Source organism: Azospirillum largimobile (assembly GCF_977007025.2).
The window spans coordinates 538,856-556,636 of record NZ_CDRMUA020000003.1 but is presented as its reverse complement, the minus strand read 5'-3'; the positions used below and the strand labels follow the sequence as shown (position 1 = coordinate 556,636).

The window sequence follows — 17,781 nt, the reverse complement described above, 5'->3', positions numbered from 1 at the left end:
ACCCCATGCTCAAGCGGCGCGGACGGTGGAGAGGAAGTCCTCGACCTCGCTGCGCAGCTTGACGGTCTCGCGCACCAGACCGCTGGCAGCCTCCAGCACGCCGGACGCGGCGGTGCCGGTCTGCCCGACGGTCTGGGCGACGCCGGCGATGTTGCTGTTGACCTCCGCCGTGTGGCGGGCGGCCTGCTGGATGTTGGCGCCGATGTCCTTGGTGGCGGCACTCTGCTGTTCCACCGCCGAGGCGATGGCGGTTGCGATGTCGCTGACCGAGGTGATGGTGGCGCCGATGCCCTGCACCGCCGTCACCGTGCTGCCGGTGAACTGCTGGATCTCCAGCACCTTGGCCTGGATGTCGTCGGTGGCGCGGGCGGTCTGGTTGGCCAGAGCCTTCACCTCGCTTGCCACGACGGCGAAGCCCTTGCCGTGTTCGCCGGCGCGCGCCGCTTCGATGGTGGCGTTCAGCGCCAGCAGATTGGTCTGGCCGGCGATGGCGTTGATCAGTTCCACCACCTGCCCGATCTCCTGGGCGGCGGATGCAAGGCTCTGGATCATGCCGTCGATCTTCGCCGCCTCGTCCACCGCGCGGCCGGCGACGGAGGTGGACATCGTCACCTGACGGCCGATCTCGGCGATGGAGGCGAACAGCTCCTCCGTCGCGGCGGCGACGGTGTTGACGTTGCTGCTGGCCTGCTCGGACGCCTGCGACACCGCATGCGCCTGGGTGCCCGACCGGTCGGCGGCGCCGGCCATGCCGGTGGCGGTGCTTTCCATCTGATGGGACGCCGCGGCGACGGCGCCCACCACGCCCATCACACGCGCCTCGAACCGGGCGGCCATGTCGAGCAGGGAGGCGCGGCGTTCGGCCTCCATGCGCTCCTTCTGCGCCTCGGCCTCGGCTTGCAGGCGGCGCACCTCCAGGCCGTTGCGCTTGAACTCCTCCAGCGCGCGGGCGAGCGTGCCGACCTCGTCCCCACGGTCCTGGTGGCCGATGGCGACCGACAGATCGCCGGTGGAAATGCGGTTGGTGGCCTTGGTCAGCTGCAGGATGGGCGTGGTGATGCGCCGGCCGATCCAGACGGCGAGGCCGAGACTGATCGCGGCCAACGTTGCGATCACGGCGGCGATGTTCAGCATGGTCTGCAGGCGCGCAGCGGCCACGGTGTCGAGATAAACGCCGGAGCTGACGACCCAGCCCCAGCCCTTGGTCAGCTTGGAATAGGCCGACTTCTCCACCGGATCGCTCGATCCCGGCTTGGGAAAGAAGAAGGAGGAATAGCCGCCGCCGGATTCGGCCGCCGCGATCTCGTCGCGCACGAACAGCCGGCCGGTCTTGTCGGTGCTGTCCCACATGGCCCTGCCTTCGACCTGCGGGTTCAGGTGGGCCAGGATGTTGCCCTTGCGGTCGAGGATCAGCGCATATTCCGTGCCGTCGTAGCGGGCCGACCGCGCGATGTCGAGCGCCAGCTTCTGCGCGTCGGCGACCGACAGCTCGCCGGACGCGGCCCGCTGTTCGAACCGCTCGATGATGGAGGTGACCATCTCAACCGCGACGCGGGCGCGGGCTTGGCGCTCCTCCATCATCACGGTGCCGAGCGACCTTGCGGTCATGGCCCCGGCGCCGACCAGCGCCAGGACGGTGATCAGGGGCAGCAGCAGCAGGCGCCCCCGGATGCCACGCAATGCGGAAATCATGTCTCTGTTGTCCCCGGCGACTGGCTTTTTGCGGCATGCGTCTCGGCCGCGCCGTGGCCGGACCCGCCGGAACGGCCGAACCGGCGCCGCACCCGCAGGGGCAGCACCGGCCGGACCGCTTACACACTCATATCGCGTGATCTTTCACAGATGGTTTACACGCTGCACAAAACCGGTCAGCGATTCACCACCTTGGGCGGGAGGGCGTAGACCAGCAGGGCGCCGAGCAGGAGGCAGCCGGAGAAGAACCACAAGGCGGCGCTGCTGCTGCCGGTCAGGTCGATGACGATACCGATCAGAGAGTTGCTGACCAGACCGGCGATGCTGGCGAGCGAGATCGCCATGGCGAAGCCGGTGGCCGCCGCAGTGCCCTTCAGGAAGGTGGCCGGCAGGCTGAAATAGGCGGGAAGCGGCCCCAGAACGCCGACCGACGCGACGGTGAACAGCGCCACGGTGGCGACGAGGTTGTCGGCGAAGAAGGTGCTGGTCGCCATGGCGGCCGAGGCGGCCAGGAAGGGGATGATGATGTGCCAGCGGCGCTCGCGCATCCGGTCGGAACTGGCGCCGATCAGCAGGATGCCGACCACCGCGACGATGTTGGGAATCATCGTCAGCAGGCCGATGTGGAACGGATCGATCACGCCGGTCTTGCGGATGAAGGTGGGCAGCCAGAAGCCGATGGCGTAGGCGGTCAGCAGGATGGCGAAGTCGATGCCGCCCAGCATCCAGACCTTCAGGTTCAGCAGCCCTTCCTTGAAGCTGTGGCCGGCATGCTTGGCATCGGCATCGTCGCCGTGCAGGTCGGCGGCCAGCCGGGCCTTCTCATCCCCGGACAGCCACTTGGCATCCTTGTAGGAGTTGGGCAGCGCCACGAAGGTCAGGAAGCCCAGGAGCACGCTGGGCAGCGCTTCCAGCAGGAACAGCCACTGCCAGCCGCGCAAGCCCTGGACATTGTCGAAGTGGCTCATGATCCAGCCCGATAGCGGGCCGCCGATCACGCTGGACAGCGGCAGGCCGATGACGAACAGCGCCATGATGCGGCCGCGGCGGTAGGTCGGGAACCACAGCGTCAGGTAATAAAGCACGCCGGGCAGGAAGCCGGCCTCGGCGGCGCCCAGAAGGAAACGGACGATGTAGAACTGCGTCGGCGTGGTGACCAGCATGGTCGCGGCCGACAGCAGGCCCCAGGTGATCATGATGCGGGCGATCCACAGCCGAGCGCCGACCTTGGTCAGCACGAGGTTGCTCGGCACCTCGAACAGGATGTAGCCGACGAAGAACAGGCCGGCGCCCAGACCATAGGCGGCCTCGCTGAACTGCAGGTCGCCCATCATCTGCAGCTTGGCGAAGCCGATGTTGATGCGGTCGAGATAGGCCGCCAGATAGCAGAAGCAGAGGAAGGGAATGAGGCGCCAGGTGATCTTCTTGTAGAGTTGGTCCGCATCGACGGACTGCGCCGCGCCCAAAACTGCATTGGGTGCGGCATTCGCTGTTGTCGTCTGGGCATAGGACATGTCGTCTGTCTCCTTACGCTGATCGCGTTGTGAACCCGTCCTGTTTTTTCATGCCGACGCCGCCTGTCTCGGGTGCGGCGCCGGGTGTTGGCCCCAGTTTTGTTTTTATTGGTCCTGTAGTGCTCTTCCCCCTCTCCCCCCGCTCACGCGCAAACTTCGTTTGCGCTGACGCGACAGGCGGACCTTTGGTCCGCCGAAAGCGGGGAGAGGGTCGGGGTGAGGGGGATGCATGGCATGGATTTTCGGGAAGTCACGCGGTGCGACCCCCTCACCCTAACCCTCTCCCCGGGGGGGAGAGGGGGTATCCCCGCCCTTCATCGATTGAACTGTGCAAGCGCCTCCTGCTTGTTCACCACATCGCCATACTTGCTGTCGATGTCGAACAGGTTGGCCTCGTGCGGGCCGTCATGGCGGTCGCCGACGCACTCGCGCACCACGATGGTGCGGAAGCCGTGCTGGACCGCATCCACGGCGGTGGCGCGGATGCAGCCGCTGGTCGAGCAGCCGGTCAGCACCACCGTGTCCACCCCCATCGCGTGAAGCATCGGCGCGAGGCTGGTGCCGAAGAAGGAACTGGCATACTGCTTGGAGATCACCACCTCATCGGGCCTCGGCATGACCTCCGGGCAGAAGGCGGCGAGCGGGTTGCCCTCCACCATGTCCTTCATCACCGGGGCCTTGCGCACCCACATGCCGCCATCGGCGAAATGGCCGGGATGATAGCGGATGTTGGTGTGGACGACCGGAATGCCATGGCGGCGGGCGGCGTCCAGCAACTCCACCGTCTCCGCCACCGCGCTCACCACGCCGGGGGCGTAGAGCGGCGCGCCTTCGGTGGTGTAGCCCTGCATGAAGTCGATCACCAGCAGGGCCGGCCGCTCGCCGAAGCCGATCCGGTTGCCCCAGACGCCCTTGTAATTGTCGGATGCGCTCTGCCCGTCAGTCATGCGCCTCACTCCTCAGTAAGCGCCGGACAGCAGGGCGCCGGCGCCGGGCACGACCGGCTCCAGCTTCAGCGCCTTCAGCATGGCGTAGGTCGTGGCGATGGCGGCGGTCAGCACCGGCTTGCCGGTCTCCGCCTCCACCCGCGGCACCACCGGCAGCGACGGCATCTGCACGCAGGCGGACAGGACGACCACGTCCACGCCATCCAGGTTCATGCCGCGCACGATGTCCGGCAGGTTGTTGGGGTCGTGGCGGGCGACGTCGAGGTTGTCGGGGATCTCCAGCGCGCGCCAGTCCTGCACCTCGAAGCCTTCGGCGCGGATGTAATCCACCACCAGTTCGGTCAGCGGGCGCATGTAGGGGGCGACGATGGCGATGCGCTTGGCGCCCATCACCTTCAGCCCGTCGACCAGGGCGCCGGCGCTGGTGACGACCGGGGCCGGCGCGTCGTTCTCCAGCGTCTTGCGGGCAAGCCGCGCCTCGGAATCGCGGTGGTAGCCGAGACCCATCGACATGATGGCGACGAGGCAGGCATAGCCCAGCACATCGACGCGGGCGTCCGACAGCTCGACGGCGCAACGGTCGGATTCGGCGTCCATCGCCGCCAGTTCTTCCTTCCTGACCGTCTTCATCCGCATGCGGGCGGAATGGAAGGTGAAGCGTTCCGGACGGATCGCCTGACGCGCGGTCAGCATGGCCGGAATTTCCGTTTCCATGGTGACGTTGGAGCTGGGGACGATCTGGCCGATGCGGTACAGCGAAGACATGCGGGTGGTTCCTATCAATCAGGCGAGCGGGCCGGGGATTTGGGTGCCGAGGCTGTCGCCGAAGGCGGCGAAGAAGCCGTCGAGGTCATCCCAGGGGATCATGTGCCCGGCATTGGGGACGCGGGCGATGCGGATGGCGGGCTGGAGGCGGGCGATCTCCTCCTCGTCCTCCAACTGGATCACGCCGCCGCGGCCGGCGACGATCAGCAGGGCCGGGACCGGCAGCTTCGGCAGGTCCGCGTGGATATCGTCCTGGTGGAAGCCTTCATAGGTCCGGACGATGGCCGGCTCGTAGCAGGTGTGCAGCCATTCCGCGCGCAGCCGCAGTTGCTCCTCCGTCCAGGTCGGGCAGAAGGCGCGCATGGCGTCGGCATCCATGCCCTTCAAAGACTGGCGGATCGAATCGACGTACCAGGGCAGGCCGCTGGGATAGGGCCGGCGGCCGGGGCCGGACACCGGCGGATCGATCAGCACCAGTTGGCGCAGCCCCTTCGCATCGCTGCGCACCGAAGCGCGGATGGCGAAGCGGGCGCCCATCGAATGGCCGACAAGGACGTAGTCGGTCAGGCCCAGCGCAGCGACGAAGGCGTTCACGTCGTCGGCGCAGGCATCGATGCCGTAATCCAGATGCGGCCCGCTTTCCGACAGACCGCGCCCGCGCACGTCCAGCACATAGGTGTCGAACTGCTGCCCGAAGCGCTCGGCGACGAAGCCCCAGGTGACGGCCGGGCTGGTGATGCCCGGGATCAGCACGATGGCCGGGCGGCCGGCATGTCGCTCGCCGCCGTAACGCAGGTAATGCTGGCGGATGCCGTTGGCCTGGACGTTGGCGCCGTAGAGGAAGGTCGAGGCGGTCATGCCGCAATGCCTTCGCGCAGCGGCTGCTCATACACGTCGTAGCCGAAGACCCAAGCCGGATCCTCCTGCGTACGCAGGAAGGTGTTGGCGTTCGACACCGCCTGCACCCGCGTCGCGCGGTCCTTGCGGTTGGCCTCGTAGAGGGCGAAGGCGGCGCGGTAGTCGGTCAGGCCGGTCTCGCTCAAACAGCGGGTCAGCATCGCCGCGTCCTCGATCGCCATGCCGGCGCCCTGGGCCATGTGCGGCTTCATCGGGTGGCAGGCGTCGCCCAACAGGACCAGCCGGCCGCGACTCCACAGCGGCAGCGGGTTGCGGTTGCGCAGCGGCCACTTGGTGACCTCTTCCGTGCACTCGATCAGCGCCTGGACGGTCGGGTGATAGCCCTGGAAGGCCTCGAACATCTCCTCGCGGCTGCTGTCGACGAAGGCCTCCTGGAAGTCCCAGGCCGGATGCGGCACGCCGGTGACGTAGTAATATTCGTCGCGCTTCCCGGTGGTGAAATAGACCATCATGTGACGGTCCTCGGTCCACCACTTGATGCAGTCCTCGAATGTCAGGTCGTATTTGGCGAGCTGATCGCCGCGGATCAGCGCGCGGTGCGCGACCCAGCCGCTGTAGTTCGGCGCCTCGGCGCCCAGCAGGGCCTCGCGGATGCGGGAGTTGATGCCGTCGGCACCGATGACGATGTCGGCGCGCGCCTCGGTCCCGTCGGCGAAGGTCAGATGCACGTCATCGCCGCTGTCGGTAATCGTCTCCAGCCGCTTATCGAAGTGGACGGAGCCGGGGGCCAGCGTGTCCATCTGCAGCAGATGCATGTCGCCGCGGTGGACGGTGACATAGGCGGCGCCGTATTCGCGCTTGGCGAAGTCGCCCAGCGGGATGCGCGACAGGTAATCGCCGGTGAAGCCGTCGCGGCTGAACCAGAAGTCCGGCTTGGAGCCCATCGCCTCCAGCGGCTTTTCGATGCCGAGCCGGCGGAACACCTTCATCACGTTGGGACCGACATGAATCCCCGCGCCAAGCCGGGAGAATTCAGGCGCCTGTTCGTAGACATCCACCTGGAACCCGGCCCGCTGCAGAAGCCCGGCGGCGGCGGCTCCGCCCAGGCCGGCTCCGACAATGGCGATTCTCTGAGTCTTTCCCATGGGTATGGCCCTTTGCTGACGTGGGGGTGTTCGGTCGGCGCCGCCGAAGGGCTCGCGACCGGATGCAAGGGTGCGGGAGGAGTGTCCGGGGGCTTCTCGCCCCGGCTCCGGCCGTCGACCGTTGCATTGAACTCGATATGAAGTGTGTACGCTGTTTCAACTTGCCACGCAACACAATTCGTCATACAACGCTACTCAGGCTTTGCGGGGCTGGCAGGGCCGTTTGCGGCGCGGAGTGACCGCGATTTAGCCTTGCTTAGCCTCATTTTAAATCACGGTTGCCTATTTAACACTCATATCGGCACAGCAACAGCGAAGGGCTTACCCCCACACTGTTCATGGTCGAATTAAGCTTATACGCTCTATATGTCCTGGTCAGCCCGCTGCGATGACAGCGGATGTCCACCCGGAAACACGGCCCGGATCGCGTTTTCAGCGGCTGCGGCCACCAAGGTTGGGAGAGATGAGATGCCGGTGAGCGATCGCGAACTGACGCAGATGTTCGAACGGGTTCTGACCCTGTCCAAGGTGGACAAGACCCAGAGCGTCGCTGTGTTGAAAAGCGACTATTCCAACCCGCGCATCGTGCGTGCGGCGATGGACGCGGCCCAGCGCCTGGGGGCGAACGTCTACGGCGTCGAACTGCCGGCCTTCAACCACCCGCGCGCCATGGGCATGGACATGACCGCCTATTGCGGCGACACGCCCCTGACCGGCAACATCGCCGCCCAGCGCGCGCTGGAGGCGGCCGACCTGATCGTCGACACCATGATGCTTCTGCATTCGCCGGAGCAGGAGCAGATCCTGAAGACCGGCACCCGCATCCTGCTGGCGGTCGAGCCGCCGGAGGTGCTGGCCCGCATCATGCCGACGGAGGAGGACAAGATTCGCGTCAACGCCGCGGCGGAACGGCTGAAACGCGCCCGCTCCATTGCCGTGACCTCCAAGGCCGGCAGCGATTTCCGCGCGACGCTCGGCCAGTATCCGACGGTGACGGAGTACGGCTTCGCCGACGAGCCTGGCCGCTGGGATCATTGGCCGAGCGGTTTCCTGTTCTCCTGGCCGGACGAGGGCAGCGCGGAAGGCACGCTGGTGCTCGACTTCGGCGACATCCTGCTGCCCTTCAAGACCTATGTGCGGGAGAAGGTGACGCTGGAGATCGAGGAGGGCTTCATCCGCCGCATCCATGGCGGGTTCGAGGCGGAATACCTGCGCGACTACATGGCCTATTTCAAGGATCCGGAGGTCTACGGCATCTCCCACATCGGCTGGGGCCTGCAGCCGCGGGCGCAATGGACGGCGATGGGCCTGCACGACAAGAACGACGGCATGTGCATGGACGCCCGCGCCTTCTACGGCAACTTCCTGTTCTCCACCGGCCCGAACACCGAGGTCGGCGGCAGCCGCAAGACCCCCTGCCACATGGACATCCCCTTGCGCGGCTGCGACATCCTGCTGGACGGCGAACCGGTGGTGCTGGCCGGCGACGTGGTGGCGCCGGAGGCCTCCAGGGCATGATCTCCGGCTTGAAGGGTGGCAGGAGGCCGAAAGCCCACCGCCCTTCCCTGCCCCCGCCGCCGCTGCTATCGTTCGCCACACACCCGGTCCACCGCATGTTGTCCCCGATGTCCCAAGACCTGCTGCCCGAAGACGGTCACAAAGCTGGCCCCGGAGAGGCGGATTACGTCTTCTCCGACCAGATCGGCCATCTGCTGCGGCGGGCCTATCAGCGGCACCTCGCCATCTTCCAGCGCAACGCCTGCGATCCGCAGCTGACCTCGGTGCAGTTCGTCACGCTCTGCGCCATCCGCGACAATGGGCCGAGTTCGCTGATCGAGCTGGTGAAGTCCACTGCCATCGATCAGGCGACGATCCGCGGCATCGTCGACCGGCTGAAGGCGCGCGGGCTGATCCGCCAGACCTCCGATGCGCAGGACCGGCGCAAGGTCATCAACTGCCTGACAGACGAGGGGCGGCAGCTGCTGGAGGACATGGTCCCCTGCGCCAAGCGGATCAGCGAGTTGACCATGGGACAGCTGAACCCGGCGGAACGGCTAGCGGTCACCCATGTCCTGCAGAAGATGATCGCGCAGGACGGGGAGGAGTAACCCACCGCTGGATGGCCGACGCGCCATCCCGACCCGCAGATGCCGCGGGGATGCGGGACCTATCGCACCGGACGGACGCTTTATGGAAAAGACCATCGCGCTGCGGGTGAATGGCCGCGCCGTCTCGGTGACGGCGATGGCCGACACGCCGCTGCTCTACATCCTGCGCAACGATCTGGCCCTGAACGGGCCGAAATACGGCTGCGGGCTCGGCGAATGCGGGGCCTGCACCGTCATCCTCGACGGCGTCGCCGCGCGCTCCTGCGTGATCCCGCTGGCGGGAGCGGAGGGGCGCGAGGTGGTGACGCTGGAAGGGCTGGGCAGCAGCGCCGCCCCGCACCCGGTCCAGCAGGCCTTCATCGACGAGCAGGCCGCCCAGTGCGGCTATTGCATGAACGGCATGATCATGACCGCCAAGGCCCTGCTCGACCGCAACCGGAACCCGACCATGGACGAGGTGCGCCGCGCCCTGTCCGGCAACCTGTGCCGCTGCGGCACCCATGTCGAAATCCTGCGCGCCGTCATGCGGGCCGCGCGGCTTCTCTCCTCCCCCGGAGCACATCATGACGATCAACCCAACGCCCGAATTGCAGTCCCAGCCGACGCCGACGCGTGCGGAGCTGATGGCGGCGACCGGCGTCCTGCTGATCGTTGACGAGATCCAGCCACCCTCCGGCCCGGTCGCCAAGGGTGCCACCGCGACGCCGAAGCCGCCGGAAACGGCGCTGTTCCTGGCGGTGCGCGACGACGGGCAGGTCTTCGCCTTCAACGGCCATGTCGATCTCGGCACCGGCATCCAGACGGCGCTGACCCAGATCGTCGCGGAGGAGCTGGATCTGCGGATGGATCAGCTGAGCATGGTGCTGGGCGACACCGGCCGCACGCCCAACCAGGGCGCCACCATCGCCAGTGCCACCATCCAGATTTCGGCGGTCCCCTTGCGCAATGCCGCCGCGGAGGCGCGCCGCCACCTGCTGGACCGCGCCGCTGCCCTGTTTGGCGTGCCGGCGGGAGAGTTGCGCGTCGAAGAAGGCGTGGTGATCGCCCCGGAAAACGGTGGAATCGGCAACCGCCGCATCTCCTACGGCGAACTGGTTCGGGGCGAGCGGGTGGAGTTGCGCATCAGCGGCAACGCCCCGCTGAAGGCACGCGAGCAGTACAAGCTGGTCGGCAAGGGTGCGCCGCGCGTCGACATCCCGGCCAAGGCGACCGGCGAATTCTCGTACGTGCATGACCTGCGGCTGCCGGGCATGCTGCATGGCCGGGTGGTCCGACCGCCCTATGCCGGCATCGACAGCGGCGAGTTCGTCGGCAACAGCCTGGAGAGCATCGACGAATCCTCCATCGCCCACATCCCCGGCGTCATCAAGGTGGTGGTGCTGCGCGACTTCGTCGGCGTGGTGGCGGAGCGGGAGGAGCAGGCGATCAAGGCCACGCGCGAGCTGAAGATCACCTGGAGGCCCTGGACCCGCAAGCTGCCCGACCTGTCGAACCTCGCCCAGGCGCTGCGCGAGAATCCCAGCACGCCGCGCAAGGTGCTGGACAAGGGCGACGTCGATGCCGCGCTTGCCGCCGCCGACCAGCGGATGACGCGCACCTATGTCTGGCCCTATCAGATGCACGGCTCCATCGGGCCGTCCTGCGCTGTGGCCGACTGCAAGGCGGATCACGCGACGGTCTGGTCCGGCACCCAGAATCCGCATCTGCTGCGCGCCGACCTCGCCTGGCTGCTGGAATGGCCGGAGGAGCGGATCGACGTGGTGCGGATGGAGGCGGCCGGCTGCTATGGCCGCAACTGCGCCGACGACGTGGCGGCGGATGCGCTGCTGCTGTCGCAGGCGGTCGGCCGGCCGGTGCGCGTCCAGCTGACCCGCGAGCAGGAGCATCTGTGGGAGCCGAAGGGCACCGCCCAGCTGATGGAGGTCGATGGCGGCATCAGCGCCGACGGCGCCATTGTCGCCTACGACTTCGCCACCAGCTATCCGTCGAACGGCGCGCCGACTCTGGCGCTGCTGCTGACCGGGCGGGTCGATCCGGTGGCCGCCGTGTTCGAGATGGGCGACCGCACCTCCATCCCGCCCTATGATTACGAGAACATGCGGGTGGTCATCAACGACATGGCCCCCATCGTCCGCGCCTCCTGGATGCGCGGCGTATCGGCGATGCCCAACAGCTTCGCCCATGACAGCTACATCGATGAGCTGGCCTTCGCCGCCGGGGTCGATCCGGTGGAGTTCCGCCTGCGCCACCTGCGCGAGGACGAACGCGCCGCCGACCTGATCCGCGCCGTCGCCGGCCGCGCCGGCTGGCAGCCGCGCACCGCCCCGCAGCAGACACCGCCGGAAGGCGACGTGCTGCGTGGCCGCGGCTTCGCCTATGCCCGCTACATCCACAGCAAGTTCCCCGGCTTCGGCGCCGCCTGGGCGGCCTGGGTGGCGGATGTGGCGGTGGACCGCAAGACCGGCGAGATTGCGGTGACCCGCGTGGTCGTCGGTCACGACGCCGGGCAGATGATCAACCCCGACGGCGTGCGCCACCAGATCCACGGCAACGTCATCCAATCGACCAGCCGCGTGCTGAAGGAACAGGTCGAGTTCGAGGACTCGGTGGTCGCCGCCAAGGAATGGGGCGGCTACCCGATCATGACCTTCCCCGAGGTGCCGGACATCGACGTGCTGATGATGCCGCGCGAGAACGAGCCGCCGCTGGGATCGGGCGAATCCGCCTCCGTCCCCAGCGCGGCGGCCATCGCCAACGCCATCTTCGATGCCACCGGCATCCGCTTCCGCGAATTGCCGATCACGGCGGAGCGGGTGCGCGAGGCGCTGAACGGCCCGTCCGAACCGGTCCCGCCCGAAGCGGCCAAGCCGCGCAAGCGCGGCTGGAAGGCGTGGCTCGGCGCATCGCTGACCGGCTTATGCGGTGTGATAATCGGCATGGCGAGCAGCGCCCTGCCCTTCCGCGCCGAAATCGCCCCGGTGTCGCCGCCGTCGGCCGGGCTGTGGTCAAACGCTACCATCGAACGCGGGCGGCAGTTGGCGGCGCTCGGCGACTGCGCGGTCTGCCACACGGTGGAGAACGGTGCGACCAATGCCGGCGGCCGGCCGTTCGAGACGCCGTTCGGCACCGTCTACAGCACCAACATCACGCCGGATCCTGACAACGGGATCGGGCGCTGGTCCTTCGCCGCCTTCGACCGGGCGATGCGCGAGGGGATCAGCCGCGACGGCCGGCATCTCTACCCGGCCTTCCCCTACACCGCCTTCCGCAACATGACCGACGACGACATGCAGGCGCTCTACGCCTACATGATGACGCAGCAGCCGGTGCGCAGCGAAACACCCGCCAACACCATGCGCTTCCCCTTCAACCTGCGCCCGATGATGGCGGGGTGGAACACGCTGTTTCTCAACCGCGAGACCTACAAGCCGGACCCGCAGAAGACTGCTGAGTGGAACCGCGGCAACTATCTGGTCAACGGCCTCGGCCATTGCGCCGCCTGCCACAGCCCTCGCAATGCCTTGGGGGCGGAGAAGCTGGGCGCGGCCTTCCTGGCCGGCGGCACCGTCGATGGCTGGGAAGCGCCGGCCCTGACCGCGCTGTCCAAGGCGCCGAAGCCCTGGACGGAGGATGACCTGTTCACCTACCTGCGTACCGGCTTCTCCCAGCGCCACGGCGTCGCCGCCGGCCCGATGGCCGCGGTGGTGCATGAGCTGTCCACCGTCCCCGAAGCGGATGTGCGGGCGATGGCGGTCTATCTCGCCTCGCTCGGCAGCGATGTGGGCGGCGATGCCGTGGAAACGCCGGCACTCACCCCGGCCCCCGTCAACTCTGCCAATGGAGAGCGCATCTTCAACGGCGCCTGCCAAGCCTGCCACAGCGACGGCAACGGACCGACGCTGTTCGGCGTCAGCCCGTCGATGGCGGTGAACAGCAACGTCCACAGCGACAGCCCCGACAATCTCGCCCGCGTCATTCTGCACGGCATCCAGAACCCGGCGACCCGCGACCTCGGCTATATGCCGGCCTTCCGCGACAGCCTGTCCGACAAACAGGTTGCCGATCTGATGGCGTATCTGCGCGGCCGCTTCGCTCCGGACAAGCCGGCCTGGACGGACATTGCGACCGTGGTGGCGAGGGCGAGGGCCAATCCTGGAACGCACTGACGCGGGCGCATGCGATGTCGCATACCGTGATGGCGCAAAGTCCAGGCGCCCATGATCCTGCGGCATCCGCCGAGATGGCGGTTCGGCGTGCTTTACCCAAACCCCCGTATAGTGTGCGGGACGCTCGGCGCGCCATAGAGTCTGTCCATGGCCGGCTTTGTGGCGCAGTGGCGCTGTCGCGGTGCGGCCTATCTCCGGATCGGCCGCGAGGATGCCATGAGCCTGATCGATACGCGTAAACACCAGATGCTGCCGACGCTGAATGCCGGACAGCTCGAAACCGTCCGCCGGTTCGCGGGCTCCAGCCCGAGACGTTTCAGCCCCGGTGAAGCAGTGTTCAATGTCGGTGACCGCCACCCTCCGGCATGGTTCGTCCTGCGAGGCGACATCGAGGTCATGCATCGCAACGGGCTTGGGCACCAGGGCTTGATCGCGACGATTGAACCCGGCCAGTTCACCGGGGAAATCAGCCAGCTCGGCGGCCGTCCGTCGCTGGCCATGGGGACGGCCGGTCCGGACGGGTGCGAAGCCTTCCCCTGCGATGCCGCCCATCTGCGTGCGCTGCTGGTCGGATCGGCGGATATCGGCGAAATCGTTCTGCGCGCCCTGATCCTGCGGCGGGTCGGTCTGTTGGAGACGGCCGATGCCGGTTCGGTGCTGGTCGGGCGTCACAACGCCCCCGAAACGGTCGAGCTTCAGAACTTCCTGCTCCGCAACGGGCATCCCTGCTCCGTCCTCGATCCCGGGCAGGATGTCGAGGCGCGCGACCTGCTGGACCGGGCGGGAATCGCCGACGATGACATGCCGCTGATGATCTGCCCCGACGGCATGATCCTGCGCCGGCCGAGCAATGCCCAGGCCGGTGCCGCGCTGGGCCTGACGCCCGTTCTCGATCCGGAACGGGTGTATGACGTGGCTGTGGTCGGGGCCGGTCCCGCCGGGCTGGCCGGCGCGGTCTATGCCGCTTCTGAGGGCTTGTCCGTCCTGGTGCTCGACGGCCGGGCCATCGGTGGGCAGGCGGGAGCCTCCGCTCGCATCGAGAACTATTTGGGCTTTCCGACCGGCATCTCCGGCCAGGCTCTTGCCGGCAGGGCCTTCAATCAGGCGCAGAAGTTCGGCGCCGAGATCGCCATCCCGGTTCAGGTGGGCGCTATCGAGCCTGCCGAAGGCGGGCCATTCCGCATCCATGTCGGTGGCGGAACCGCCGAACAGGAGACCATCATGCAGGCTCGGACGGTGGTGATCGCCTCGGGGGCACGATACCGGCGGCCGGACATTCCGGATCTGGAGGCGTTCAAGGGCGCGGGCCTGTCCTTTTGGGCGTCCCCCATCGAAGCGAAGCTGTGCCGCGGGCAGGAAGTGGTGCTGATGGGGGGCGGAAACTCCGCCGGGCAGGCGGTGGTCTTCCTCGCGCCATTCGTCGAGACGCTCCATCTCGTCATACGGGGCGGCGGTCTTGAAGCGTCTATGTCGCGCTATCTGATCGACCGGATCATGGCCTTGCCGAATGTGGAGCTGCATACCGGCAGCGAGATCGTCAAGCTGGAGGGCGATGCCTCGGCCGGGCTCTCCGCCGTCACGCTTCGGCACCGGGCGACCGGCGTGGATCGCCAGTTGGCCGCGCGCCATCTGTTTCTGTTCATCGGAGCGGACCCGAACACAGCATGGCTGGAGGGGCGCGTCGCCCTGGATGCGAAAGGATTCGTACTGACCGGCGACGCTACGAAGCCGGATGGGGCTCGGCGCCTTCCGCTGGAGACGAGTTGCCCCGGCCTGTTCGCCATCGGCGATGTCCGGGCCGGCTCGACCAAGCGGGTGGCCGCCGCGGTGGGGGAAGGCGCCGCCGTGGTCGCGCAAATCCACGGCGTCCTGTCTCGGGTGGCGGAAGCCGAGGCGCTGAAACGATAGACAAGCCCGACGTCTACTCTCCTGCCGCCATCGCACGCGCCAGCACGTCGAACACCCGCGGATCCTCCATCTGGGCGACGTTGAAGCGCAGAAACGCCGAAGCCGACCGGGACACGCTGAACACGTCTCCGGGGGCGAGAACCACGGTCTCGCGCAAGGCCGCCCGGGCGACGTCGGCGGCGTTCCGGCCGTCGGGAAGGCTGCACCAGAGATAGAATCCGCCGCGCGGCATCAGCCATGGCCGCAGGCCGAGCGCGTCCAGTCTGGCCGCAACCTCGCGGCGGGTCCGCGACAGCCGCCGGCGAAGCGCGTCGAGATGCTTGCGATAGCTGCCGTCGCTCAAGGTTGCCAGGACGAGTTCGGCGGCAACGGGACTGGGACCGCCGAAACTCGTCGCAACCTGCAGATCGACCAGCGCCTCCACCCAATCCGGCCGGGCCGCGATGTAGCCGCAGCGGATCGAGGCGGACAGCGTCTTGGAAAAGCTGCCGATGCGGATGACCTGCGCGAACCCGTCGAGGACGGCCAGCCGCGGCGACGGCTCATGCTCGAAGCCGGCGAAGATATCGTCCTCGACGATGGTGAGATCGTGAGCGGCGGCGGCGCCGAGCAGCTTGTGTGCGGTTTGCGGCGACATCGTCGCGCCGGTCGGGTTGTGGAGCGCCGAGTTGGTGATGTAGAGCCTTGGCCGGTGCGCCGTCAGGGCTTCGGTGAACAGGGCCACATCGGGTCCATTCCTCGTATAGGGAACACCGACGATCCGGGCCTGATGGGCGCGAAGCAGCGCCTGGAAATTGAAGTAGCAGGGGTCGTCGACGAGCACCGCGTCGCCGGGGCGCAGCAGAAACCGGCAGATCAGGTCGATGGCCTGGGTTCCGGAGCCGGTCAGAAGGATTTGATCGGCGCCCGCCGATATCCCTTCGTCCGCGAACTGGCGGGCGAGCAGACGGCGCAGGGACAGCGATCCGCGCGTGCCGCTATAGTCCGCCAGCACGGCATCGTCGGCAGTCGCGAGACGGCGTATCGCCCGGCGGATCGCGGCGTTCGGCATCCAGTCGGCCGGCAGCCAGCCGCATCCCGGCTTCGGGACCCCTGCCGCCGCATCGAGCGACTGGCGCGACACCCAGAACGGGTCGATGGTCCGGTCGAGCCGGGGTTCGACCTCGGCCAGGGCGAGCGGCGGCAAGGCGCCGGACACGTAGAATCCCGAACCGGGGCGCGAGCGGATCACGCCTTCGGCGGCGAGCCGGTCGTAAGCCTCCACCACCGTCGACGGCGACACGCCCATGGTGGCGGCGAAGCCGCGGATCGAAGGCAGCTTCTCACCCGGCGACAGCGTACGGCTCGCCATCCTGCGGCGGATCGCATCCATCACCTCGCCAGTCCGAGTGCCGCTCCGCGTGCCGGTCCGGCTGTTCATCGTGCAACCACCGCCATAGGCGCCGTCCCCATGTGTATGGCTTCCGTAGCCAATACAGTTTGGTAGAATTGTATGGGACTGTCGCTGTCTTCGCCAGGGGGCATGACGCTAGCATCGCTGCGAACGGAGTGGATCGGGGGGCAGGATGCGGTGGGCTTCGGCGGGATGGGGCAGCGGGATGCTCGGCGTGGTCATCTTCAGCGGTTCGCTGCCGGCAACGCGTGTCGCGGTCGCCGGCTTCCCGCCGCTGTTCCTGACCTCGGCACGGGCGGTGATCGCCGCCTTGCTGGCAGCCGCCCTGCTGTCGATCCTGCGGCAGACGCGGCCGGCCCGCAGCGACCTGCGCCCGCTGGCCGTCGTGGCGCTCGGGGTCGTCGTCGGCTTTCCCCTGCTGACGGCGCTGGCGCTTCAACAGATCACCTCGGCGCAGTCGATCGTGTTCATCGGGCTGCTGCCGCTCGCCACCGCCTTGTTCGGCGTGCTGCGGTCGAGGGAACGGCCGAAACCCGCCTTCTGGCTGTTCTCGACCCTCGGGGGCTTCGCCGTCGCCGGTTTCGCCCTGGCCCAGGGTGGCGGCGCGTCGCTTGCGGGCGGCCTGCTGATGGTCGCGGCGATTCTGCTCTGCGGGCTCGGCTATGCCGAGGGCGCGGTCCTGTCCCGGCGGCTGGGCGGCTGGCAGGTCATTTCCTGGGCGCTCGTGCTGGCATCGCCGGCGATGGCGGTGGCCGCGGTCCTGACGATGCCGGACGACTGGGCCGGTGTCGGTGCGCCGGCCTGGATCGGGCTTGGTTACGTCTCAGTCTTCAGCATGCTGGTGGGGTTCGTCTTCTGGTATCGCGGTCTGGCGCTCGGCGGCATCGCCGGTGTGGGGCAATTGCAGTTGCTTCAGCCCCTCCTCGGTCTCGCGCTGGCGGGGCTGCTGCTGCACGAGCCGGTCGCCTGGAGCATGGTCGCGGTGACCGGACTGGTGGTGCTGTGCGTCGCGGGCGCCAGGAAATTCGCGTGAGCGACGAGGAGCCCGGCCACCTATCGCGGCGGGTCATCGACCGTAGGCACACGCCTCCCACGGGAACCGAAGCGTGGCTGGCGGGTTGATCCAAGCATGGGCGTGGCGTCACCGCAGAGCGGAGGCGCCACGCGATGAACGAAGCCATACAGGGACCGTCACCATGCTCAAGATCCTCGGCTGGGCCATCCTGATCATCTTCATCATCGGCTTGCTGGTCGTCACCGGCATCCTGAAGCTGATCTTCTGACC

At 67.7% G+C, this 17,781-nt stretch carries 14 protein-coding genes; 7 read left to right on the top strand and 7 right to left on the bottom strand.

What is annotated here, in order from left to right:
- Window positions 1–9 precede the first annotated feature (9 nt).
- The 6 genes from ACWPKK_RS20110 to ACWPKK_RS20085 all read right to left on the bottom strand — a co-directional run bounded on the left by ACWPKK_RS20110 (window position 10) and on the right by ACWPKK_RS20085 (window position 6,921).
- Complete coding sequence (locus tag ACWPKK_RS20110; RefSeq protein WP_452007599.1) at window positions 10–1,692, bottom strand: methyl-accepting chemotaxis protein; 1,683 nt, start codon at window positions 1,690–1,692, stop codon at window positions 10–12.
- 176 nt (window positions 1,693–1,868) lie between these two features.
- Window positions 1,869–3,206, bottom strand: coding sequence for an MFS transporter (locus ACWPKK_RS20105; protein ID WP_452007597.1), 1,338 nt, complete (start codon window positions 3,204–3,206; stop codon window positions 1,869–1,871).
- A gap of 314 nt (window positions 3,207–3,520) precedes the next feature.
- Window positions 3,521–4,153, bottom strand: coding sequence for an N-carbamoylsarcosine amidohydrolase (locus ACWPKK_RS20100; RefSeq protein ID WP_452007595.1), 633 nt, complete (start codon window positions 4,151–4,153; stop codon window positions 3,521–3,523).
- A gap of 12 nt (window positions 4,154–4,165) precedes the next feature.
- Window positions 4,166–4,918, bottom strand: a complete 753-nt coding sequence (locus ACWPKK_RS20095; RefSeq protein WP_452007593.1) for a maleate cis-trans isomerase family protein — start codon at window positions 4,916–4,918, stop codon at window positions 4,166–4,168.
- 18 nt (window positions 4,919–4,936) lie between these two features.
- Window positions 4,937–5,776 carry an alpha/beta fold hydrolase gene (locus tag ACWPKK_RS20090; RefSeq protein ID WP_452007591.1) on the bottom strand — a complete coding sequence of 280 codons (840 nt, stop codon included), beginning with the start codon at window positions 5,774–5,776 and terminating at the stop codon, window positions 4,937–4,939.
- Window positions 5,773–6,921 carry an FAD-dependent monooxygenase gene (locus tag ACWPKK_RS20085; protein ID WP_452007589.1) on the bottom strand — a complete coding sequence of 383 codons (1,149 nt, stop codon included), beginning with the start codon at window positions 6,919–6,921 and terminating at the stop codon, window positions 5,773–5,775. Before ACWPKK_RS20085 ends, ACWPKK_RS20090 begins: the two co-directional genes overlap by 4 nt.
- 468 nt (window positions 6,922–7,389) lie before the next feature.
- Here ACWPKK_RS20085 and ACWPKK_RS20080 point away from each other — a divergent pair, with 468 nt between their 5' ends.
- The 5 genes from ACWPKK_RS20080 to ACWPKK_RS20060 all read left to right on the top strand — a co-directional run bounded on the left by ACWPKK_RS20080 (window position 7,390) and on the right by ACWPKK_RS20060 (window position 15,103).
- A complete protein-coding gene (locus ACWPKK_RS20080; RefSeq protein ID WP_452007587.1) occupies window positions 7,390–8,439 on the top strand; it encodes a 2,5-dihydroxypyridine 5,6-dioxygenase in 1,050 nt (349 codons plus the stop codon).
- A 107-nt stretch (window positions 8,440–8,546) separates the two neighbouring features.
- Window positions 8,547–9,029, top strand: coding sequence for a MarR family winged helix-turn-helix transcriptional regulator (locus ACWPKK_RS20075; RefSeq protein WP_452007585.1), 483 nt, complete (start codon window positions 8,547–8,549; stop codon window positions 9,027–9,029).
- Between the two features lie 82 nt (window positions 9,030–9,111).
- Window positions 9,112–9,684, top strand: a complete 573-nt coding sequence (locus ACWPKK_RS20070; protein ID WP_452007583.1) for a (2Fe-2S)-binding protein — start codon at window positions 9,112–9,114, stop codon at window positions 9,682–9,684.
- Window positions 9,593–13,195, top strand: coding sequence for a molybdopterin cofactor-binding domain-containing protein (locus ACWPKK_RS20065; RefSeq protein ID WP_452007581.1), 3,603 nt, complete (start codon window positions 9,593–9,595; stop codon window positions 13,193–13,195). The genes ACWPKK_RS20070 and ACWPKK_RS20065 overlap by 92 nt, the downstream gene beginning before the upstream one ends.
- A gap of 216 nt (window positions 13,196–13,411) precedes the next feature.
- Window positions 13,412–15,103, top strand: coding sequence for an FAD-dependent oxidoreductase (locus ACWPKK_RS20060; protein WP_452008241.1), 1,692 nt, complete (start codon window positions 13,412–13,414; stop codon window positions 15,101–15,103).
- Between the two features lie 13 nt (window positions 15,104–15,116).
- On the opposite strand, the gene ACWPKK_RS20055 is transcribed toward ACWPKK_RS20060, so the two are convergent.
- Window positions 15,117–16,523 carry an aminotransferase-like domain-containing protein gene (locus tag ACWPKK_RS20055; RefSeq protein ID WP_452007579.1) on the bottom strand — a complete coding sequence of 469 codons (1,407 nt, stop codon included), beginning with the start codon at window positions 16,521–16,523 and terminating at the stop codon, window positions 15,117–15,119.
- A 145-nt stretch (window positions 16,524–16,668) separates the two neighbouring features.
- Between ACWPKK_RS20055 and ACWPKK_RS20050 the strand changes: the two genes are divergently transcribed.
- Entirely contained in the window at window positions 16,669–17,529 is an 861-nt protein-coding gene (locus ACWPKK_RS20050) for a DMT family transporter (RefSeq protein WP_452007577.1), read from the top strand.
- 73 nt (window positions 17,530–17,602) lie between these two features.
- Window positions 17,603–17,779, top strand: a complete 177-nt coding sequence (locus ACWPKK_RS20045) for a small membrane protein YohP (protein WP_452007575.1) — start codon at window positions 17,603–17,605, stop codon at window positions 17,777–17,779.
- The last annotated feature ends 2 nt before the right edge of the window (window positions 17,780–17,781 follow it).